The sequence below is a fragment of the Massilia yuzhufengensis genome, assembly GCF_900112225.1.
Taxonomy (GTDB): Bacteria; Pseudomonadota; Gammaproteobacteria; order Burkholderiales; family Burkholderiaceae_D; genus Telluria; species Telluria yuzhufengensis.
In genome coordinates this window covers 1-19,894 of sequence record NZ_FOLD01000012.1, presented here as the reverse complement: position 1 = coordinate 19,894, position 19,894 = coordinate 1, and the positions used below count along the sequence as shown (strand labels likewise).

Sequence of the window (19,894 nt, the reverse complement as noted above, 5' to 3'; positions counted from 1 at the left end):
GGGACCAGCAACTGGGCCCGGCGCTGTTTCACTCAGTACCCGACCTTCGCCGCGTACGCCAGAAGCGGCGTGCCATAGCTCCCACCCCACTGGTAGGTATAGCGGCTTTCAGCGCCGACCTTCATGATGTCATACTGCTTGCCCACGCCGGGCGGGTTATCGGTGGGCAGGCGCCCGCTGAAGAAACCCGTATCGGCCGCGAGATCATAGAAGCGGTACCAGGTGATGGTGCCCGGGCTCGGCACGAAGGGATTGGCGTTGGCGGCGCGGGTAGCGCCCGGGTCGAACGCGACGTCTTTCAACTGCACGCTGGGGCGCCGGTACCAGGCCAGGGCCGCTTTTACTGCAGCGGCCACTTCCGGCGTTTGCGGACGCGTCATGAGGAATTCCGTGATGACTGCCGATTCGGCGCCGCTTTTCGAAGGCAGCTCGAACGAGCGGCCCGTGACCGGGGCGTAGCTCACCGCATCGTGCTGGGCGCACCACACGGTCTTGACGCCATCCTGCACGATCTGCGCCTTCAGGATGAAATCGACGGCGCGCGCGAGCGACGGCTGGAAGCGGGCCTGCTGCTGTTCGGTGAACAGTCCGGCAGTGAGCGGTTCTTCCCGGCGCGCCGCCTGGTCCAGCAGCAGCAGCGCGCGGATCATGGCGTTGTCGTTGAAGGTGGCGTGGTTCGAGTAGCTGGTGGGGCCGCGCGTCGGGTAGACCTGGGGGAAGCTGCCGGACGGGTGCTGCATCGCCAGCAGGAAGTCCATCGCCCTGCGCGCGCTGTCGCGGTAGGCCGGATTCCTGGTGCGGGCGTACACGTCGGCCAGCACCAGGATCTCGGACACGGTGGCGTCGTTGTCGATGGTGCCCAGCTCCACCCCGTTGCCGATCCAGCCCGAGCGCGCCGCACTGCCGTCCCAGCGCGCCGCGTACTTGGCGGGCAGCTTGTAGAAGCCGCCGTGCGGCATCTGCCACGAGACGATGTTGTCGGCCAGCGCGCGGTCGGCGGCGAGCGCCGCGGCGCTGTCGCTGCTCTTGCTGAGCCAGCGCCGGTACTGGCCCAGTTCCGTGCGTATCGGGTTGCCGGCCTGGGGGAGCAGCGGCGCCGCCCCCGGCAGTCCCGCCTGGGTGACTCCAGCCGGATTCGCTACTTCTGCCGCCTGCGCCGCGCCGCAGGCCAGGGCGGCCAGCACGGCCGCCATCCACGTTTTCCTGATCATGTCGCTCCTCCTCGTTTGCCGGCGATCCTAGCCGGAAAGCCGCGGCCACGGCAAAGGCTTTCGCCGGCCTTGAACGATTTCATAAACGGCTCTGGTGAATCTCGACATGCGCAGGCGCCACGGGACGGGTAGCATGCACACATGCATCCTGACATCGCCCCACGCACGCTCTTCGCCATCCTGCTGGTCTTCACGTCGGTGCAGGCCCAGGCGGCGTTGCGCTTCAACTTCAGCAGCCAGGCGCAGCCCGGCGCCATCCAGGCGACGCCGCGCCTGTTCGATGCGGCCACTGGATTCGGCTTCGTGGAGCGCACCGGCGCCCTGCCCGCGCGGCCGGTGCACGTCGGCGCGCTGCGCGGCGACGGCAAGGGCGTCGAGATCAGCGAGCCGGTGTTCGAGGCCGCGAAGGGCTTCGAGAAGGACCACTACAACAACTTCGGCATGGCCTTTCGCGTAAAAGCCGCGCCGGGCGCCTACGCAATCCGGGTGCGCACCACGTCGAGCGTGGACGACACCACCGTAGCGGTCACCGGCATGCAAAGCAGCCGCCTGGCGCCCGGCGTTTTCTGGGATGCCGCCAGCCTGCTGCCGAACCGCACAACCGTCACGACGCAGGGCCGGGAATGGTCGTTCCGCTACGTGAACGGGCGCGATTTTCTCGACATCGAAATCGAGCCGAAGCGGGTGAATACCCCGGTGGGCATCGAGGAAATCGTGATCACGCCGATCGCGCCGCAGCCCAGGCCTGCCGGCGTGCTGCCGGCCATCTACACGCTGGGCGACTCCACCGTCAAATCCTATACCTTCGACGAAGCCCCGATGAGCGGCTGGGGCCAGGTTGTCGACAAGCTGTTCGACCCGGCCAGGGTGCGGGTGCTGAATTATTCGATGGGCGGACGGTCCTTCCGCAACGCCTATGCGGAGGGACGGCTCAACGACCTCCTATTGGCCGGGCATATCGGCGACGTCGTGATGATCCAGTTCGGCCACAACGACGAGAGCGAAGACGAGATGCGCCGCTTCGGCCGAGGCTCGACCGAAGCAATGTATGAAAGCTTCATCACTGATTTCTACCTGCCGGCGATCCGCGCGCGCGGCATGGTGCCGGTGTTCGTCACGCCGATGTCGCGCGTGAACGGCAACCCCAAGGCTGGCGATGCCTATGTGAACTCGTTCAAGAAGCGTAAATTCCCCGAGCTGATGAAGAAGCTGGGCGCGGCGCACGGCGTGACGGTGGTCGACCTGAACGCGCGCAGCGTCGAGTTTTATAACGCCAACGGCGTCGCCGCCACCACGGCGATGGTGATGGCGATCGAAGCCGGCGAGACGCCCGGCAAGACCAATGACGGCAGCTATGCCAACGGCCACCCGGCCAACAAGATCGACGGCACCCATTTCAGGGAGTCGATGTCCAAACAGTACGCGCGCATCGTGGCGACCGAACTGGCGCGGCTGGCGCAGCACGGTGACAAGACAGCGGCTGGCGTCGCCGCCCAGTTCAAGCCCGAAGTAAAGACCGCCATCGCGGCGGCCGACTGGTCGGCGGTCCACCCCGAGATCGCGCGCGACATCCTGGGCGGCGACAACGCGTACTACCGCGACCAGATCGAAAAGCTGCTCCAGCTGGGCGCCCTGCGCAAGGATGCCCAGGGCAATGTCAGGCCGCAGGAAACGATGCAGGCGCACGAGTTCATTGGCGCGCTGCGCACCGTGATGAAGCTGCCAGCCAGCTCGCTCACGCAGTACGCGGACGGGCCGCTGTCACGTGAAGCCATGGCCGCCATGCTGGCGGACGCCTACGCGCTGGCCTTCAGCGCCCCGCCGAAGTACATGACCGACTACAACGGCAAGACCGTGGTGCCGGGCGCGCCGGGCTACGACCCCAATCTCGACACCGGAGCCCAGGGCGCGATGTATTTCCCGCTGCTCGGCTGGCAGCGCCTGCGCGATACCGGCGCCGTGTCGCCGCGCTACGCGGCCAAGGTGAAAAGCGCGTACGAACTCGGGCTGTTCCGCTCCGAGGCCGGCATCGCGCGCGGCCGCATGGTCAATGGCGACCTGCTGGAGCCGCAAGCCCTCGTCACCCGTGCCAAGGCGGCCAAGGCGCTCTACTTCATGTGGGTGCTGGCGCAGCCACCGAAGGCGGAAAACGACAAATGAAGCTCCGCTGCCTGCTCGTACTTGGCTTGGCCGCGCCACTGGCAGCTGGCGCGACCTGCGTCGACCCTGCCCCGGACCCCAACAACACCTACGACGCCGCTCGTACTTACCCCAAGCAGGTCCGCAAGTACCCGTTCATCCGCATTGCCAGCGCGGCAGTGCCGGAGGATGTAAGGGTAGTGCGCGACCTGAGCTATGTCCGCTACGGCAGCCGCTGCCTGAAACTGGACCTGTACCTGCCGGCCCGCGCGCCCCGTGACACGCTGCCGGTGGTGGTGTTCGTGCACGGCGGCGGCTGGAACGCTGGCTACCGTACCGAGTTCGCGCCGATGGCACTGCGCCTGGCCCAGCGCGGGTACGCGGCGGCCACGATCAGCTACCGCCTGGCCGGCGAAGCGCCCTACCCTGCCGCCGTCGATGACGCGCGCGCCGCGGTGCGCTGGGTGCGGACGCATGCGGCGCGCTACGGCATCGATCCGGCGCGGGTGGTGCTGGCGGGCGGCTCCGCCGGCGCCCAGGTGGCCAGCCTGGCCGGGCTGAGCGCGGACCTGCACCCCATCGATCCGCAGGCCGGCAGCGGCGTATCGGGCGCGGTGCAGGCGATCGTCAACATCGACGGCGTGCTCGATTTCACCACCGAGGAATCGCGCCGCCACGACACCGATCCGGCCAAAGCACCTTCGCCGGCGGCGGCCTGGCTCGGCGGGCGCTACGCCGAAAACCCCGGACGCTGGCACGAGGCTTCGCCGATCCGCTATGTCCGGCGCGGGATGCCGCCGATGCTCTTCATCGGCAGCGCCCAGTCGCGCTTCCAGTCAGGACGCGACGACATGGTGGCAAGGATGCGCGCGCGCGGCGCCACAGGCCGCGTGCTGCTGCTGCCCGATACCCCGCATACCTTCTGGCTGTTCGACCCGTGGCTACAGAGCACCGTTGACGCGACCGTGGGCTTTCTCGACGAGATGCTGGGGCGCTGACCCGTCAGCCCGGTTCCTCGTCGAAGGAACCGGTATCGGCTTCCAGCACCGGCAGCGCCAGCGCGTAGCGCAGCGCCAGCAGGCGGAAGGCGAAGCCGGCGCCGATGACATGGATCGTGCCAATCGTAGCATGGCGCATATGCGAGGACGTGAACAGCCTGGTGGACGCGGTGGCGCGCACCGACGCGATCTACCTGGGCCTGGCCGCGGCGGCGCGAGAAGGGATCGACGCCGGCGTGCTGGTGGAGCTGCCGGTGCGCCCGCGCCTGGCGCTCACGGCGCGCTACGCCTGTGTGACGCTGGCCGGACGCACCGAGGCGCCGGTGATGGCGATGTTCCGGGACTTCGTGGCCGAGCGCATGCGCGACCGCGGCTAGCGCGCGCCATGGCTCAGGCGTGGCCCAGCCCTGCCGCGCTGTAGAGATGCTCGAATTCTTCGATCGGCACCGGCTGGCCCAGTAGATAACCCTGCAGCGCGCCGCAGCCGCCGCTCACCAGGAAGCGGCGCTGCGCTTCGTGTTCGACGCCTTCGGCGACGATGTCGAGCTTGAGCTTGCGCGCCAGCGCGATGATGGCCTCGACGATGGGCCCGGCGTCGGGATCGACATGGACGTCGCGCACGAAGGAGCGGTCGATCTTCAGCGCCGTGAGCGGGAAGCGCTTGAGGTAGGACAGCGACGAGTAGCCGGTCCCGAAATCGTCGAGCGAGAACTCGATGCCCATGCGGCGCAGCGCCTGCATCCGCTCGATGATGGCGGGGACGTTCTCGGCGAAGACACTCTCGGTGAGCTCCAGGCAGAGCCTGCTCGGCGGGGCGCCGGTATCGGCCAGGATGCCGGCCACCAGGTCGGGGAACTGGGCGCTGCGCAGCTGGCGCGCACTGATGTTCACGGCCAGCTTCAGGCGTTCCAGCGTGCGGTCGCCGCGCCAGCGCGCCAGCGCCCGGCAGCTCTCGTCGAGCACGTAATGTCCGAGCGGCCCGATCAGGCCCGAGGATTCCGCCAGTCCGATGAAATCGGTCGGCCCCACCAGCCCCCCATCGTCGCGCCGCCAGCGCACCAGTACTTCGCCGCCCACCAGGCGGCCCTTGCGGTCGAACTGCGGCTGGCAGTACAGCACGAACTGGCGGTCGGCCAGGCCGTGGCGCAGCGCGCCTTCGAGCGCCAGCTGGCGGTCGGCCGTGGCCTGCATGCTGGGGTCGAAGAAGCGCGCGGTGTTGCGGCCCTCGGCCTTGGCCCGGTACATGGCCAGGTCGGCCTGCTTGAGCAGCGTGTCGATGTGCGCGGTGGCGCCTTCGAACAGCACGATGCCGATGCTGGGCGTGCTGAGGATCATGCGCTCGGCCAGGCAGTGCGGCTGGTCGAGCGCCTGCAGCAGCTTCTCCACCACGTGGCCGGTTTCGGCCGCCGCCTCGGAGGCGGTCGCGCCCAGCTGCTCGAGCACGATCACGAACTCGTCGCCGCCGAGGCGCGCCAGGCCGTCGCTGTGGCGCAGGGCCAGCCGCAGGCGCTGCGCCACGTCGCGCAGCAGCGCGTCGCCCACGTCGTGCCCCAGGGTGTCGTTGAGCAGCTTGAAGTTGTCCAGGTCGAGGAACAGCAGCGCGCCGAACTGGCCGGAGCGGCTGCTGCGCGCCAGCGCCTTGTCCAGTTCCTCGGCCAGGAAGCGGCGGTTGGGCAGGCCGGTGAGGTGATCGTAGTAGGCGGCCTCGTAGATACGGCGTTCGACTTGCTTGCGCTCGGTGAGGTCGGTGTTGGTGCCGGAAATGCGCAGCGGCTTGCCATGCTCGTCGCGCAGCACGAGACCGCGCGACAGCACCGGCACGTAGTGGCCATCCTGGTGGCGCAAGCGCAGTTCGATGCTGTAGCTGGTGAGCGCACCCTTGTAGAGCTCGCGCAGGAAGGCGGCCACCGCGACGCGGTCGTCCGGATGCAGCAGGCGCTCCCACAGCCCGGCGTCGACCGGCAGCGCCCCGGGCCGGTAGCCCAGCATCGTCCACCAGCGCGGCGAATAATACACTTCGCCGGTGGCCAGGTCGTTGTCCCAGGGCGCGTCGGTGGAGCCCTTGAGCACCAGGCGCAGCCGTTTTTCCGACTTCTGCAGGCGCTGCTTGGCGCGCTTGAGCGCGGTACAGTCGGTGAAGCACACCACCACCTGGTGCAGGTGGCCGGCCTCGTCGAACTCGGGATAGGCATTGCAGATCAGCCAGCGCAGCCCGTGGCGGCTGGTGGCCGGGACACCGATGATCAGGTGACTGACCTTGGCGCCCGAGCGCAGCACCACGTTGACCGGGTAATCCCCGGGCGGCATGGGGGTGCGGTCCGGGCGCAGGAAACGCCAGGCGGCCTGGGTGGCGGCGGTGCCGACCAGCTGTTCGGTGTCTTGCCCGAGCAGCTCGCGGGCAAGCCGGTTCGCGGACAGGATGCATCCGTCCGGGCCATGCACCACGACGCCCGCCGGGATATGCTCGAGCAGGTCATCGAGGCGCCGTGGGCTGCCTGCGTCTGGGCTCGTCTTCATGCTTGGAACGCTCGTCGAAGCGGTCTGCGAGGTTCTATCCTAGCATGGGCGCAGGCACTGCGCCGTGGTGTGATTGCCGCAAGCGTCGGTCGCGTAGGTTGGCCGCCTGTCTTGTCGCACGGTGGACCCGCCCAGCCCGCCGGCACAGGCCCCCATCGCCGGAGTGCGCGCCCTCCGTTGCGGCCATGAACCATGATCCGCGTCTCATTCCAGCGTCCGATCACAGTAAACCCTATAGGAATAAACCAATATTTGGTGAACAATTCGAGAAGCAGCAGGCGCGTGGGCAGCGCTTGCTGCGCCTGCGCGCCGAACGCGGCGCGGTTTGTCGACGCGAGGTGGTGCATCCGCATTCCGATGACAAGGAGGGCAGCATGTACAGGACGATCATAGTGGCACCGTGTCGCGCATTCGGGCCGCAGCCATGAAGGGTGCGGCGAGGCGCCGCGAGCAGGCGCGCAGCGCCGTCCCGGATCCGGCGACGCTCGCCGCGCTCGATCCCGCCGCCGCCCTGCGCCTGTTGCGCACCGGCGCGGCCGGACTTGCGCCGGCCGAAGCCGGGGCCAGGCTGACCCTGTACGGGCCGAACCTGGTGGCCAGCGCCAAGCGGCAGCCGGTGCTGTTCGCCTTCCTGGCGCAGTTTGCGCGCCCGCTGCCCTTGCTGCTGCTGGCCCTGGCCGGGCTCGACCTGGCCACCGGCCAGGGCTTCGGGGCCGCGATGATCGTGGCCATGGTGAGCGTGTCGGGGGCGCTTGGCTTTGTACAGGAGTACCGGGCCGACCGCGCCGCGCAAGCCCTGCGCACGCTGGTGCGCACCACGGTCCGGGTGCGGCGGCCGGGACCGCAGGCCGGCGCCGAGGCCATGGAGGTCGAGCATCCGCTCGAGGAACTCGTGCCCGGCGACATAGTCCTGCTGGCCGCCGGCGACCCGGTCCCGGCCGAGGTCTGCTTCATCGAGGCCATCGACCTGTTCGTCGACCAGTCGTCGCTCACCGGCGAGTCGCTGCCGGTACGCAAGCAGGCCGGGGCACTGGCGCCCGGCGGCCGCGCTGCGCTCGACCTCGACAACATTGGCGCGATGGGTACCCATGTCACCAGCGGCAGTGCCTGCGCACTGGTGTTCGCCACCGGCGCCGGCACCGGCTTCGGCCGGCTGGCCGGCGCCATGGGTGGGCAACGCGAACGCAGCGACTTCGACCGCGGCATCGCCAGCGTGATCGCACTCTTGCTGCGTATCATGCTGGTGATGGCAGCACTGGTGCTGCTGCTGAACTGGGCACGCAAGGGCGACTTCTACGAGGCGCTGCTGTTCGCCGGCGCGGTGGCGGTGGGCCTGGCGCCCGAGATGCTGCCGGTGATCGTCACCGCCAACCTGGCGCGCGGCGCGCTGGCGCTGTCCAGGCGCGAAGTGATCGTCAAGCGCCTCGCCGCGGTCCAGACCCTGGGGGCGATCGATGTCCTGTGCGCCGACAAGACCGGTACCCTGACCCAGGACCGGGTGGTGCTCGAACGCCACGTCGATATCTTCGGCCGCGACTCCGAGCGCGTGCTCGACTATGCCTACCTGAACAGCTACTACCAGACCGGGCTGCGCAACCTGCTCGACACCGCCGTGCTGAGCCATGTGCACGCTCACGCCCGCATGCGGCCCGACCTGGGCTGGCGCAAGCTCGGCGAGATCCCCTTCGATTTCGTACGGCGCCGCATGTCGGTCGTGCTGCAGGCGCCGGATGGCAAGCGCGTCGTGGTCTGCAAGGGTGCGGTCGAGGAGATCACCAGCGCCTGTCGTTACGCAGAAGGCCCGGACGGTCCGGTCGCCTTCGACGCCGGCCACGCCGGCGCGCTGGGCGCGCTGGCGCAGGGGCTCAACGAGCAGGGCCTGCGGGTGATCGCGATCGCCTGGCGCACGCTCCGGGACGACGAGCACGCGCTCGCCGACACTGCGCTGGAACGCGAACTGGTGCTGCTTGGCTACATCGCCTTCTTCGATCCACCCAAGGAATCCGCAGCGGGCGCGATTGCCGCGCTCGGCGCGCACGGGGTCGCCGTCAAGGTGCTCAGCGGCGACAACGCGGCCGTGTGCGCCCACGTCTGCCGGATGGTCGGGATCGATCCCGGCACCGTGATCGATGGCGCCAGCGTCGAGGCGATGAATGACGCCGAGCTGGGCCGGCAAGCGGTGCAGGCCACGGTATTCGCCAAGCTTGCGCCGGCGCAGAAGACCCGCGTGATTCGCTGCCTGCAAGGTCAGGGACGCGTGGTCGGTTTCCTGGGCGATGGCGTCAACGACGGCCCGGCCCTGAAGGCGGCCGACGTCGGCATCGCGGTAGATACCGGCGCCGAGGTGGCGCGCGAGTCGGCCGACCTGATCCTGCTGCAGAAAAGCCTGGTCGCCATCGATGAGGGCGTGCTGGCCGGGCGGCGGGTATTCGCCAACATCGTCAAGTACATCCGGATGAGCGCCAGTTCGAATTTCGGGAACGTGCTCAGCGTGCTGGGCGCGAGCGTCCTGCTGCCCTTCCTGCCGATGGCGCCGGTCCAGGTGTTGCTTAATAACTTGCTGTACGACTGCGCCCAGACCGCCCTGGTCACCGACCGGGTCGACCCGGACTACCTGGCCTGCCCCCGGCGCTGGGACATCGGGGCCCTGCGCCGCTACGTCCTGTGCTTTGGCCCCATCAGTTCGCTGTTCGACTATGCCACCTTCGCCCTGCTGTGGTTCGGACTGGGCGCTGCCGGGGCCCCTGCCCTGTTCCAGACCGGGTGGTTCGTCGAGTCGCTGCTGTCCCAGACCCTGATCGTCTACGTGATCCGCACCGGCGCCGGCCACGGCCGCGCCAACTGGCCTTCGGCGCCGCTGGCAGTGGCCAGCGCGCTGGCCTGCGGCACCGGGCTGTGGCTGCCCTGGTCGCCGCTGGCGCCGCTTCTGGGACTGGTACCCCTGCCGGCCGGCTACTGGGCAGGCCTGGGAGCGGTCCTGGCCGGCTACATCCTGCTCACGATGGTCGCCAAGTCCTGGCTGCTGCGACGGGCCGGCCTTGGCTGAGCCGGAGGCGTCCTTGCGCACCGTGGTCACGGCAGGTGTGCTAGCGCGCCGCCAGCGCCGGGACGAGCACCGCGGCGCCCGCCCACATCGCACCCAGGGCACGGGCAAAGCCTTGCGAGCGCAGGTCGTCGGGCCGGGTGACGGCATACAGCGAGCGCCCCTGGTGCAAGGCCAGCTGGGCCGCCAGGTGGGCGGCGGCGCCGAAGCCGTACAGTCCCAGCCGGTGGGCACCGGCAGGCTCACCTGGCGCAAAGGCCGGCCCGGCGCTTCGAGCAGCATGGCGCGCATCGCCGCGTGCATGGCGCCGCCTGGACCGCCGCTTGCGCCGCGCCGGCTTCGCTCGCCCTCACTGGATCGCGATCTGCTTCCTGGCCGTTCCCGGCTTTTTCGGCAAGGTCAGGCTAAGCACCCCATCCTGGTACTTGGCTTCGGTTTTGGTATCGTCCACTTCCTGGGCCAGGGTGAAGCTGCGGTATTGCGATCCGCTATAGCGCTCACTGTACACGGTGTCGCCTTCGGTCTTTTCCTCTTGCCCCTGCATCGTGGCGCTAATGGACACCACGCTGCCGTCGACCGCGATCTTGATATCCTCTTTCCGGTAGCCAGGCATATCCGCCTTGACCACGTAGGCCTGGTCGGTTTCGTTGACATCGATCCGGATCTGACGCTCCGGCTCGAAGCCGCGCAGCGACGAGGCGAGCGGGAAGTCGCGCATCAGCTCCTCGATGCCGCGCAGTGGCGATCCACGCAGCACCTCGCGGAAAGGGTCGAAGCGGGTCAGATTGTTTGCCATGATGATCTCCGGTAGGTGAATGGAAAGGGAACAGTCCTGCCTGGGAAGCCGACGTCACAGGTCAGACCATCCTAGGGGTGGCGACCGGTCGCAAGTTGAGGGGCATCAGTGTGCGCCGCTTGAAAAGACGGCGGTGCCGACATAGGCTTCAGGGCCGCTAGCGCCGCAGTTCCGACATGATCTTGTCGGCCAGGAAGTCGCACGGCGGGCGCCGCGACTTGCCGCTGCGCGCCAGGATGACCTCCAATGCATCGATTTCCGGCAAGCCCTGCGCCTGTCCCAGCAGGCTGAAGTGGGCCGGCACGGCGCAGCGCGCCAGCGGCGCCACCGCCAGCCCGGCCTCGACCATGCTGAGCAGCCCCATCAGGCTCGGGCTTTCGTACGAGGTGCGATAGGGGATGCCGGCCGCCTCCAGGCTGCGGATCGCGTTCTCGCGCGCCACGCTGCCGGGCAGGAAGACGGCGATCGGCAGCGGCCGTTCGCGCCACAGGTCTTGCGAACTGGGCGAGGCCGCCCACACCATCGGCTCGAAGCGCACGAATTCCCCCGACAGGCCTTTCACGCGCGTCGCGCACACCAGGTCGACCGTGCCGTCCTTGACCATGGGGGCCAGCGCCACGCTGGGCAGGCCGACGAACTGGATCTCGACCTTCGGGTAGGTGGCCGAGAACTTCTTGAGGATGGACGGGAACAGCGAGGACGCGTAATCGTCCGGCACGCCGATGACGACGCGCCCGGTGACGTCGGGCCGCACCACCGCGGCCCAGGCTTCGTCGCGCAGGGCCAGCATGCGCCGCGCGTACATCAGCAGCACCTCGCCGTCCTGCGTCGGCGTGACGCTGCGCGGCCGGCGCACGAACAGCAGCTTGCCGAGCGCGGTCTCGAGGGTCTTGATCTGCATGCTCACCGCCGACTGCGAGCGGTGCACGACTTCGGCCGCGCGGCTGATGTTGCCGGTATCGGCCACCGCCACGATCATGGCCAGCACGTCCAGGTCGAGTGCTTTCATTGGTATCAGGTAATCGAATAGATACGATCAATATTATGCGATTTTCTTAATGATCGCCATCGTGCATCATACTGAAAACGGAGCCCACCATGAACGCACTGACCGACCACCGCATCTTCGCCACCCCAGAACTGTGCTTTGCCAGCCTGCCTTCCGGCGTGCGCCTGCCCTATGTCGCCACCGGAAGCGGGGAGCCGCTGCTGTTCGTGCACGGCTCGCTGTGCGATTACCGCTACTGGGACAGCCAGGCCGCCGCGCTGTCGCCGCAGTTCCATTGCGTGTCGCTGAGCCTGAGCCATTACTGGCCGGGCGACGCAGCGCCGGCCGAGAGCGTATTCAGCCTGCAGACGCACGTGGCCGAGCTCGCCGAATTCATCGCCACGATGGACCTGGGGCCGGTGCACCTGGTGGGCCATTCGCGCGGCGCCTGCGTGGCCTTCCACCTGGCGCACCAGCATCCGGCGCTGGCAAAAACCCTGACGCTGGCCGATCCCGGCGGGCCCCTGCAGGTCGACGGCAAGCCGGAAGCCTCATTGCCCCCTGCGGCCACCGCGCTGCGCGCGAAAGTCGCCGACCTCATCCAACACGGTGCGGTGGAGGAAGGGCTGGAACTGTTCGTCGATTCGGTCAGCATGCCCGGCATCTGGCGCAAGAGCCCGGCGAGCTTTCGCAACATGGCCCGCGCCAACGCGGCGACCTTGCCGAAGCAGTTCCGCGATACCCTGCCGCCCTATACGCGCGCCGCGGCGGCAGGCCTGGCCTGCCCGACGCTGATCATCGAAGGCGAAAGAAGCCCGCGCATGTACCGCGACAACGTGGCGCAGCTGGCCGGCTGGATCCGGCACGTGGACAAGCGCACCATCGCGGGCGCCTCGCACGGGATGAATGTCACGCATGCGGCGGCGTTCAACCGGCTGCTCCTGGCTTTCGCCGGCGCCGGCATGGCATGTTCGAAAAATTCGAACGTACAACGGTAAATTTTCCGTTTTTTCGCGAGCGGCAAACAGAGCATACTGCGGTCCTTGTCAGGCGCCATTGGCGGCGCCTCTCGTTTCCACGTAACGATACCAGGGACCCTACCATGAAAAAAATCGCTCTTCTCTTGCTGACCGCCGCCCTGTCGACCTCCGCCCTGGCCGCGCCGGAAACCTACGTCATCGACGGTTCGCATACCTTCCCGCGCTTCGAGTACAGCCACTTCGGCTATTCGAACCAGGTCAGCCGCTTCGACAAGACCAGCGGCCAGATCGTCCTCGACCGCGCAGCCAAGACCGGTTCGCTCGACGTCGTCATCGACACCACCAGCGTCAACACCGGCTTCCCGGTCTTCAACGAGCACTTGCAGGCCGAAGACTTCTTCGATACCAAGAAGTTCCCGACCATCACCTACAAGTCGAGCAAGCTGAACTTCGCCGGCGACAAGCTGGCCTCGGTGGACGGCACCCTGACCATCAAGGGCATCGCCAAGCCGGTGCGCCTGGACATCACGTCCTTCCATTGCATGCCGCACCCGGTGCTCAAGAAGGATGCCTGCGGCGCCAACGCCATCGCCAAGATCAAGCGCAGCGAGTTCAACAACGGCAAGTACGCGCCCTATGTCGGCGACGAAGTGACCCTGACGATCGCCGTCGAGGCTGTCAAGCAGTAAGGCCATGACGCTGCCCGCCCGCCCGGTGGCCGCCCCCGGCTACCATCCCTTGTCCAAGCTGCAGCACTGGCTGATGGCCGCGATCTGGATCGCGGCCTGGATCGTCGGCTTCATCGCCGTGCATTTCCGCGATGCGCTCAACCCCCACCACGGGCTAACTTTCCTGCACAAGGCCATGGCGAGCACGGTCATCTTCCTGACCGTGCTGCGCATCGTGTGGCGCTGGAAGCACCCGGCGCCGGCCCTGCCGTCCTCGATGTCCCCAGGCATGCAGCGCGCCGCCCACTTCGGCCACATCGGGCTGTACGTGTTCGCGCTGGTGGCGTTGCCGCTGTCGGGCTGGATGTGGAGTTCGGTGGCGGACAAGCCGATCATGCTGCTGGGCCTGGTTAAGCTCCCGCCGCTGGTGGCGCCGGCGGCCGAGTACTACGACCTGGCCAAGCTGGTCCACCAGTGACTGGCCTGGAGCATCGGCCTGATGGTGCTGGGACACGCAGCGGCAGCCCTGAAGCACCACTTCCATGACCGCGACGGCGTGTTGGCCAGCATGCTGCCGGGGTCGAACCGGGAACACTGAGCCAGCGGCCCTGCTACTCGACGATCTGGTCGACCCGCCACGGCATGGCGCCCTCTTCGCCACGCTGCAGCGCGCCGGCCTGGCTGGCATCGCCGCCCAGGTCGCCCGCTACCACGCAGGCCTTGCCCAGATGCTGGACCAGCGCGATGAGCGTGGCCAGCGCCTGCCCGGCGCTCGCCGTTCCAGGGACCAGCGTCCACGTCTGGCCCACCTGCGCCGGGCAGGACAGCTGCAGTCCCACCACCTCGCCCGCGCGCCGCGTACTGGCGGCCAGGCGATCGACCGCGCCGGGCGAAACACAGCTCACCAGGATGGCGCCGGGCCTGGCGGTCTGGTCCAGCTTGCGGAACAGCCTGGCCTTGGTGCCGCTATCGGTGGCCAGCGCGTCGATCACCACGTCGCAGTCCTTCAGGTGGTGGAAGTTGATACTGCCGGCCAGCAGCGCCATGCGCCGGTCGCGCGCGGCGGCCGCCAGGCCGCCCTGTTCGACCGCCATGTGGTAAGCCGAGCGCGCCTGTGCGATCGCGACGTCCAGCACTTGTTTGGTAAGTTCGAAGACCGTTACCGGGATGTCGGCATCGAGCAGGCTCATGGCGATACCGATGCCGGCCGGGTTGGCGCCAACGATGCCGACGCGCCCGATCGTGTGGGCTGCATCGGGGAGTCCCTGTGCCGCCGGCTGCTTGACCGCGACGTGCGCGAGTGCGGCCTGCAGCTCGTGATTCATCTTGCTCATCCGATTTCCTTCTCAACAGTGAAAAAAAAGGCCCGCGCTTGCGGGCCGCGCGGCGAGCAATCCGTCAGAACTGGTTCATGGTGTTGTGCTTGCCGGACGCCTTCAGCGCCGCTTCGCCGCTGAAGTATTCCTTGTGGTCGTCGCCCAGGTCGGAACCGGACATGTTCTGGTGCTTGACGCAGGCGATGCCCTGGCGGATTTCCTTGCGCTGCACGCCGGCCACGTAGCCCAGCATGCCCTGCTCGCCGAAATACTCCTTGGCCAGGTTGTCGGTGCTCAGCGCCGCCGTGTGGTAGGTCGGCAAGGTGATCAGGTGGTGGAAGATGCCCGCTTCGCGCGCCGCGTCGGCCTGGAAGGTGCGGATGCGCTCGTCGGCTTCGCGCGCCAGGTCGCTGTCGTCGTACTCGGCGCTCATCAGCTGCGAGCGCTCGTAGGCCGACACGTCGGCGCCTTCGGCCTTCATGCCGTCGAACACCTGCTGGCGGAAGTTCAGGGTCCAGTTGAACGACGGGCTGTTGTTGTACACCAGCTTGGCGTTCGGGATGACCTTGCGGATTTCCTTCACCATGCCGCCGATCTGCGCGATATGCGGCTTCTCGGTTTCGATCCACAGCAGGTCGGCGCCGTTCTGCAGCGAAGTGATGCAGTCGAGCACGCAGCGCGCTTCGCCGGTGCCCTCGCGGAACTGGAACAGGTTGCTGGCCAGGCGTTTGGGACGCAGCAGCTTGCCGTCGCGCTTGATGACCACGTCGCCGTTGGCCATCGCATCGAGCGACACTTCGTCCACGTCCAGGAAGCTGTTGTACTGGTCGCCCAGGTCGCCCGGCTCGCGGGTGACGGCGATCTGCTTGGTCAGGCCGGCGCCGAGCGAATCGGTACGCGCCACGATCAGGCCGTCATCGACGCCCAGCTCCAGGAAGGCGTAGCGCACGGCGCGGATCTTGGCCAGGAAGTCTTCATGTGGCACCGTGACCTTGCCGTCCTGGTGGCCGCACTGCTTCTCGTCCGACACCTGGTTTTCGATCTGGATGCAGCAGGCACCCGCTTCGATCATCTGCTTGGCCATCAGGTAGGTGGCTTCGGCATTGCCGAAACCGGCATCGATGTCGGCGATGATCGGCACCACGTGGGTGACGAAATTGTCGATCTTGTCCTGGATGGCGGCGCGCGCCGGGCCTTCGGCGGCGTCGAGCTGGCGGAACAGGCCACCCAGTTCGCGCGCATCGGCCTGGCGCAGGAAGGTGTACAGCTCCCTGATGAGGGCGGCAACGGCGGTCTTCTCGTGCATCGACTGGTCCGGCAGCGGGCCGAATTCCGAACGCAGGGCGGCGATCATCCAGCCCGACAGGTAGAGGTAGCGGCGGTCGGTGCTGTTGAAGTGCTTTTTAATGGAGATCATCTTCTGCTGGCCGATGAAACCATGCCAGCAGCCCAGCGACTGGGTGTACTTGGAAGGATCGGCGTCGTAGTTCGCCATGTCGCGGCGCATGATGGCGGCGGTGTAGCGGGCGATGTCGAGGCCGGTCTGGAAGCGGTTCTGAGCGCGCATGCGGGCCGCGGATTCCGGGTTGATGGCGTTCCACCCCTGGCCCTGCTGCTGTTTCAGGCTGTTGATGGACTGGATATCGTTTTGGTATTGGGACATGCTGGCTCTCCAAGGTAAGTAGATTGAATCCTGCTGCGTTCGTCGCGGTGCATTGCGCCGAACTGACATCGCATGAATCCATCATAAGCCATGGCGGCCGCACACTCTTCTGTCTTATATAAGACGTGAGAAAATTATTTTCTACACAAAATCAAGTACTTGCGAACGGCATTTCGCAATGCAAAACGGCATGCTGCGCCGTGGGATCAAGGCATGGTGCACTGCAGCGGGATGATTTCACGATGTGAAACCTCATGCGCATTGGTGAAATCGGCAGGCGAATTCGCTACGTCGGCCGCGCGTCGAGCAATGCGCGCACCTTGTTGCTCAGGGCGCTGAGCTCGAATGGTTTGGTTAGCACTTCCATGCCCGGGTCGAGGCGGCCATTGCCGACGGCCGCCGTGTCGGCATACCCGGTGATGAACAGCACCTTCAGGCCAGGGCGCCCCACCCTGGCGGCGTCGGCCACCTGGCGGCCATTGAGCCCGCCGGGCAGGCCCACATCGGTCACCAGGAGGTCCACGCGCGTATCCGAGTGCAGGATCTGCAAACCGGCAGGACCATCCGGGGCCGTCAGCACGCGGTAGCCGGCGTCGCGCAGGACTTCTTCGACGATCTCGCGCAGCGCGCGCTCGTCCTCGATCAGCAGCACCGTCTCGCCATGGCCGGACGCGATCGACGCCACCGTTACCGGCTCTTCGTCGGCCGACGCGCCGGCATGGCGCGGCAGGTACAGGCACATGCGGGTGCCGGTCCCCACCTCCGACTCGACCCGCACGTGGCCCTCCGACTGGCGTACGAAGCCATACACCATCGACAGGCCCAGGCCCGTGCCCTCGCCCAGCGGCTTGGTGGTGTAGAAGGGATCGAAGATGCGTGCGATCACGTCGGAAGACATCCCGGTGCCGGTGTCGGACACGCACAGCGACACATACTGCCCCGGCGGCAGGTCCTGCTGCGCGTCGTGTTGCCCGATGCAGGTGTTGGCGGTGGCCAGCGTCAGCTTGCCGCCGCCCGGCATCATGGCGTCGCGCGCATTGATGCACAGATTGAGCAGAGCATTCTCGAGCTGGGACGGATCGACCTTGGTCGGCCAGAGCTCCCGCGCAGCGAGCACCTCCACCTCGACCGTCGGGCCAACCGAGCGCCGCACCAGTTCTTCCATGCCGGCGATCAGGCGATTGACGTCGGTGGACTTGGGGTCGAGCGTCTGCCGGCGCGAGAACGCCAGCAGGCGCTGCGTGAGCGAAGCGGCACGCCGCACCGACGATTCGCCGATCTCGATGTAGCGCTCCAGACCACTGTACTGGCCGCGCTGCAGCTTGTGCTTGAGCACCTGCAGGCCGCCGCTGATCGAGGCCAGCAGGTTGTTGAAGTCGTGCGCGAGCCCGCCCGTGAGCTGGCCGACCGCTTCCATCTTCTGCGACTGGCGCAAGTCTTGCTGCGCCTGTTCGAGCTCGGCCTCGCGCGCCTTGTTCAGGCTCAGGTCGCGCCCGACGGCGACGAAATTCACGCCATCGGCCTCCGGGCTGACGGTCCACTCGATGTACTTCCAACCGCCGTCAACGGTAGCGATACGGTTCTCGAACCGGGCCGGCTGGTGGGTCTCGGCCATCCGTCCGATCGCCGCGATGGTCGGCGGCATGTCGTCCGGATGCATGAAGCTGGCATAGGAGCGCGTCAGCAGCTCGGTCTCGCTCCAGCCCAGCACCTGGGTCCAGGCCGGGCTGACGGCCGACATGCTGCCCTCGTAGTTGGCGCGCGCGAGCATGTCCTGCGACAGGTTCCAGAGGCGGTCGCGCTCCGCGGTGCGCTCGGCGACCTGGCTCTCCAGTGTTTCGTTGAGCTCCCTGAGCTGCCGCTCCGCCCGCCTGCGCGCGCTGACGTCCTTGAACACCACGGCCACCTGGCGCTTGGCGGCCGGCCCGACGCGCGAGCAGGCCACCTCCAGGTGCCGGTCGGTCGCTTCCAGCACGCGTTCGAAGCGCACCGGCTCGCCAGTGTCGAGCACACCGCGGAAGATCGCCACCCAGGCGTCGGCCTCGCCTTCGGTCAGCTCCTGGCGGGCGGTCTTGCCGACGATATCGTCGATGCCGGCGTGGCGCATATAGGCCGGGTTGGCCTCGAGGTGCACGTAATCGGACAGCGGACCGCGCGGCCCATCGATGAACTCGATCACGCAGAAACCCTCGTCGATCGTCTCGAACAGGGTGCGGTAGCGCGCCTCGCTTTCGCGCAGCGCGGCTTCGGCCATTGCCTGGTCGTTCAAGCCGCGCTCGCCGCTTTCCTCACGCCCGGTCTGCATGCTGCGCCGCTCCATATGCCAGGCTGAACGGAGCCGTATCGGGAACCAGGAGAGAGTCCGTGCCGCGACGGGCGCATGCATGGGCGAAAGGGAAGCGAGAAAACATGGCGCACTCGACGTTAGGTGAGGCGAACGATAGCATATTTGACGAATTTGGCCATGCTGCCCGAAGCGCCCCTGACGGGGCGGTATCCGCTCAGACCAGGGTTTTGCTCACCCCTCCGGCCTGAGTCAGCGGCCCCGGCGCCGCTGGCGCAGGGCGAACCCGGCCCCGCAAGCGAGTACGGCCGCCAGCGCCCAGAACACCATTCCCGTTCCCCCAGCTGTACCGAGCGCGCCGAAGACCAGCGGCAAGACCATCTGGCTGGCGTTGGCCAGCATGGTGCGCACCCCGATCGCTTCTCCGCCACGCCCAGGCGGCCAGGGTCAGCGCCACCCGCCCGCCCCCGAACGCGGTATGGGCCAGCACCATCAGCGCGATCAGGTGTGCCGGTTTCACGCGGCCTGGGGCGCGCTGTCGACCGGCGCCGGGTTGAAGCGCAAGGAAAAGTCGATGGCCCGCAGGTCCTTGACCAGGGTGCCGGCCGAAATCCGGTCGACCCCGGTTTCGGCGAGCGCGCGCAGGCCCTCGAAGCCGACGCCGCCCGATATTTCGAGCATGCAGCGTCCGGCGGCAATGCGCACCGCTTCGCGCACCCGCGCCAGCGGCATGTTATCGAGCAGCACCATCTTGACGCCTGAATCGCCACGACTATCGTAGACACTCCTGAGCCATAATATCGGGCACAAGGAGAAGATATGAGCGGTAAGCGGTACACAGATGAATTCAAGATTGCAGCGGTCAAGCAGGTGGCGCAGGGCGGTCACCCGGCGAGCGAAGTAGCGGCACGGCTCGGGATAAGCATCCACAGCCTGTACGCCTGGACGAAGCGCTATGGCGTACCCGAGGCAGAGCGCAAGGCGGTCGATGCCCAGTCCGACGAGATGCGGCGCCTGAAGGCCGAGCTCAAGCGCGTCACGGAGGAGCGTGACATATTGAAAAAGGCCGCGGTGTACTTTGCCAAGGCGTCCGGGTAAGGTACACCTTAATTGCTCAGTTACAGGACCAATTCCCGGTGCGCCGGCTGTGCAAAGTGCTCGAAGTGCATCCGAGCGGTTTCTATGCCTGGCGCCTGAACCCTGAAAGCAAACGAGCCAAAGAAGACAAGCGCCTACTGGTTCCCATCAAGGAGTCTTGGCTGGAAAGCGGCAGTGTCTACGGTTATCGGAA

General features: G+C 67.3%; 15 protein-coding genes and 3 pseudogenes. 8 read left to right on the top strand and 10 right to left on the bottom strand.

Translation table 11 applies throughout. The features are described from left to right. Window positions 1-32 precede the first annotated feature (32 nt). Window positions 33-1,211 (bottom strand): pectate lyase, encoded by a 1,179-nt coding sequence (gene pelA / locus BM031_RS11930; protein ID WP_218147590.1) that lies wholly within the window; start codon window positions 1,209-1,211, stop codon window positions 33-35. 141 nt (window positions 1,212-1,352) lie between these two features. Here pelA and BM031_RS11925 point away from each other — a divergent pair, with 141 nt between their 5' ends. Then, window positions 1,353-3,371 (top strand): GDSL-type esterase/lipase family protein, encoded by a 2,019-nt coding sequence (locus BM031_RS11925; RefSeq protein ID WP_091874795.1) that lies wholly within the window; start codon window positions 1,353-1,355, stop codon window positions 3,369-3,371. Beyond that, window positions 3,368-4,348, top strand: a complete 981-nt coding sequence (locus BM031_RS11920) for an alpha/beta hydrolase (RefSeq protein WP_091874794.1) — start codon at window positions 3,368-3,370, stop codon at window positions 4,346-4,348. Before BM031_RS11925 ends, BM031_RS11920 begins: the two co-directional genes overlap by 4 nt. Window positions 4,349-4,352: 4 nt before the next feature. Here the strand turns inward: BM031_RS11920 and BM031_RS26225 are convergent, their stop codons facing one another. Beyond that, window positions 4,353-4,487 (bottom strand): hypothetical protein, encoded by a 135-nt coding sequence (locus BM031_RS26225; protein WP_267873314.1) that lies wholly within the window; start codon window positions 4,485-4,487, stop codon window positions 4,353-4,355. 10 nt (window positions 4,488-4,497) lie between these two features. Here BM031_RS26225 and BM031_RS11915 point away from each other — a divergent pair, with 10 nt between their 5' ends. Continuing rightward, window positions 4,498-4,725 carry a hypothetical protein gene (locus BM031_RS11915; protein WP_091874793.1) on the top strand — a complete coding sequence of 76 codons (228 nt, stop codon included), beginning with the start codon at window positions 4,498-4,500 and terminating at the stop codon, window positions 4,723-4,725. 13 nt (window positions 4,726-4,738) lie between these two features. On the opposite strand, the gene BM031_RS11910 is transcribed toward BM031_RS11915, so the two are convergent. Beyond that, entirely contained in the window at window positions 4,739-6,865 is a 2,127-nt protein-coding gene (locus BM031_RS11910; RefSeq protein WP_091874792.1) for a sensor domain-containing protein, read from the bottom strand. Between the two features lie 424 nt (window positions 6,866-7,289). On the opposite strand from BM031_RS11910, the gene mgtA reads away from it, so the two are divergent. After that, the gene (gene mgtA, locus BM031_RS11905) at window positions 7,290-9,911 is read left to right on the top strand and encodes a magnesium-translocating P-type ATPase (RefSeq protein WP_091874791.1); all 2,622 of its coding nucleotides are present in this window, start codon (window positions 7,290-7,292) and stop codon (window positions 9,909-9,911) included. 70 nt (window positions 9,912-9,981) lie between these two features. Here the strand turns inward: mgtA and BM031_RS25920 are convergent. The 3 genes and pseudogenes from BM031_RS25920 to BM031_RS11895 form a co-directional block, all read right to left on the bottom strand. Next, window positions 9,982-10,140: pseudogene (locus tag BM031_RS25920) on the bottom strand (alcohol dehydrogenase); the annotation flags it as partial. A gap of 117 nt (window positions 10,141-10,257) precedes the next feature. Beyond that, entirely contained in the window at window positions 10,258-10,704 is a 447-nt protein-coding gene (locus BM031_RS11900) for an Hsp20/alpha crystallin family protein (RefSeq protein ID WP_091874790.1), read from the bottom strand. Window positions 10,705-10,861: 157 nt separating this feature from the next. Then, window positions 10,862-11,713 carry a LysR substrate-binding domain-containing protein gene (locus tag BM031_RS11895; protein WP_177207736.1) on the bottom strand — a complete coding sequence of 284 codons (852 nt, stop codon included), beginning with the start codon at window positions 11,711-11,713 and terminating at the stop codon, window positions 10,862-10,864. Window positions 11,714-11,802: 89 nt separating this feature from the next. Here BM031_RS11895 and BM031_RS11890 point away from each other — a divergent pair, with 89 nt between their 5' ends. From BM031_RS11890 to BM031_RS11880, 3 genes are all read left to right on the top strand, one after another. Beyond that, window positions 11,803-12,690, top strand: coding sequence for an alpha/beta fold hydrolase (locus BM031_RS11890; RefSeq protein ID WP_091874789.1), 888 nt, complete (start codon window positions 11,803-11,805; stop codon window positions 12,688-12,690). A 104-nt stretch (window positions 12,691-12,794) separates the two neighbouring features. After that, a complete protein-coding gene (locus BM031_RS11885; RefSeq protein ID WP_091874788.1) occupies window positions 12,795-13,361 on the top strand; it encodes a YceI family protein in 567 nt (188 codons plus the stop codon). A 4-nt stretch (window positions 13,362-13,365) separates the two neighbouring features. Next, window positions 13,366-13,818 (top strand): cytochrome b, encoded by a 453-nt coding sequence (locus tag BM031_RS11880; RefSeq protein WP_218147589.1) that lies wholly within the window; start codon window positions 13,366-13,368, stop codon window positions 13,816-13,818. Window positions 13,819-13,951: 133 nt separating this feature from the next. On the opposite strand, the gene BM031_RS11875 is transcribed toward BM031_RS11880, so the two are convergent. The 4 genes and pseudogenes from BM031_RS11875 to BM031_RS11860 all read right to left on the bottom strand — a co-directional run. Continuing rightward, window positions 13,952-14,674 carry a 3-hydroxyacyl-CoA dehydrogenase NAD-binding domain-containing protein gene (locus tag BM031_RS11875; RefSeq protein ID WP_091874787.1) on the bottom strand — a complete coding sequence of 241 codons (723 nt, stop codon included), beginning with the start codon at window positions 14,672-14,674 and terminating at the stop codon, window positions 13,952-13,954. Between the two features lie 64 nt (window positions 14,675-14,738). Further along, on the bottom strand, window positions 14,739-16,319 hold the full coding sequence (locus tag BM031_RS11870; protein WP_091874786.1) for an isocitrate lyase: 1,581 nt from the start codon (window positions 16,317-16,319) through the stop codon (window positions 14,739-14,741). 286 nt (window positions 16,320-16,605) lie between these two features. Further along, entirely contained in the window at window positions 16,606-18,624 is a 2,019-nt protein-coding gene (locus BM031_RS11865) for a hybrid sensor histidine kinase/response regulator (RefSeq protein ID WP_229408826.1), read from the bottom strand. A gap of 495 nt (window positions 18,625-19,119) precedes the next feature. Then, window positions 19,120-19,368 (bottom strand): annotated as a pseudogene (locus BM031_RS11860) (nicotinate-nucleotide diphosphorylase (carboxylating)); the annotation flags it as partial. A 54-nt stretch (window positions 19,369-19,422) separates the two neighbouring features. Here BM031_RS11860 and BM031_RS25915 point away from each other — a divergent pair. Then, window positions 19,423-19,894: pseudogene (locus BM031_RS25915) on the top strand (transposase); the annotation flags it as partial.

Excerpts from the sequence above, each read along its gene's own strand:
- BM031_RS11875 (WP_091874787.1), bottom strand. The coding sequence starts at position 14,674 with ATGAGCAAGATGAATCACGAGCTGCAGGCCGCACTCGCGCACGTCGCG.
- BM031_RS11885 (WP_091874788.1), top strand. The coding sequence starts at position 12,795 with ATGAAAAAAATCGCTCTTCTCTTGCTGACCGCCGCCCTGTCGACCTCC.
- BM031_RS11870 (WP_091874786.1), bottom strand. The coding sequence starts at position 16,319 with ATGTCCCAATACCAAAACGATATCCAGTCCATCAACAGCCTGAAACAG.
- BM031_RS11890 (WP_091874789.1), top strand. The coding sequence starts at position 11,803 with ATGAACGCACTGACCGACCACCGCATCTTCGCCACCCCAGAACTGTGC.
- BM031_RS11910 (WP_091874792.1), bottom strand. The coding sequence starts at position 6,865 with ATGAAGACGAGCCCAGACGCAGGCAGCCCACGGCGCCTCGATGACCTG.
- BM031_RS26225 (WP_267873314.1), bottom strand. The coding sequence starts at position 4,487 with ATGCGCCATGCTACGATTGGCACGATCCATGTCATCGGCGCCGGCTTC.
- mgtA (WP_091874791.1), top strand. The coding sequence starts at position 7,290 with ATGAAGGGTGCGGCGAGGCGCCGCGAGCAGGCGCGCAGCGCCGTCCCG.
- BM031_RS11880 (WP_218147589.1), top strand. The coding sequence starts at position 13,366 with ATGACGCTGCCCGCCCGCCCGGTGGCCGCCCCCGGCTACCATCCCTTG.
- BM031_RS11925 (WP_091874795.1), top strand. The coding sequence starts at position 1,353 with ATGCATCCTGACATCGCCCCACGCACGCTCTTCGCCATCCTGCTGGTC.
- BM031_RS11865 (WP_229408826.1), bottom strand. The coding sequence starts at position 18,624 with ATGCAGACCGGGCGTGAGGAAAGCGGCGAGCGCGGCTTGAACGACCAG.
- BM031_RS11900 (WP_091874790.1), bottom strand. The coding sequence starts at position 10,704 with ATGGCAAACAATCTGACCCGCTTCGACCCTTTCCGCGAGGTGCTGCGT.
- BM031_RS11895 (WP_177207736.1), bottom strand. The coding sequence starts at position 11,713 with ATGAAAGCACTCGACCTGGACGTGCTGGCCATGATCGTGGCGGTGGCC.
- BM031_RS11920 (WP_091874794.1), top strand. The coding sequence starts at position 3,368 with ATGAAGCTCCGCTGCCTGCTCGTACTTGGCTTGGCCGCGCCACTGGCA.
- pelA (WP_218147590.1), bottom strand. The coding sequence starts at position 1,211 with ATGATCAGGAAAACGTGGATGGCGGCCGTGCTGGCCGCCCTGGCCTGC.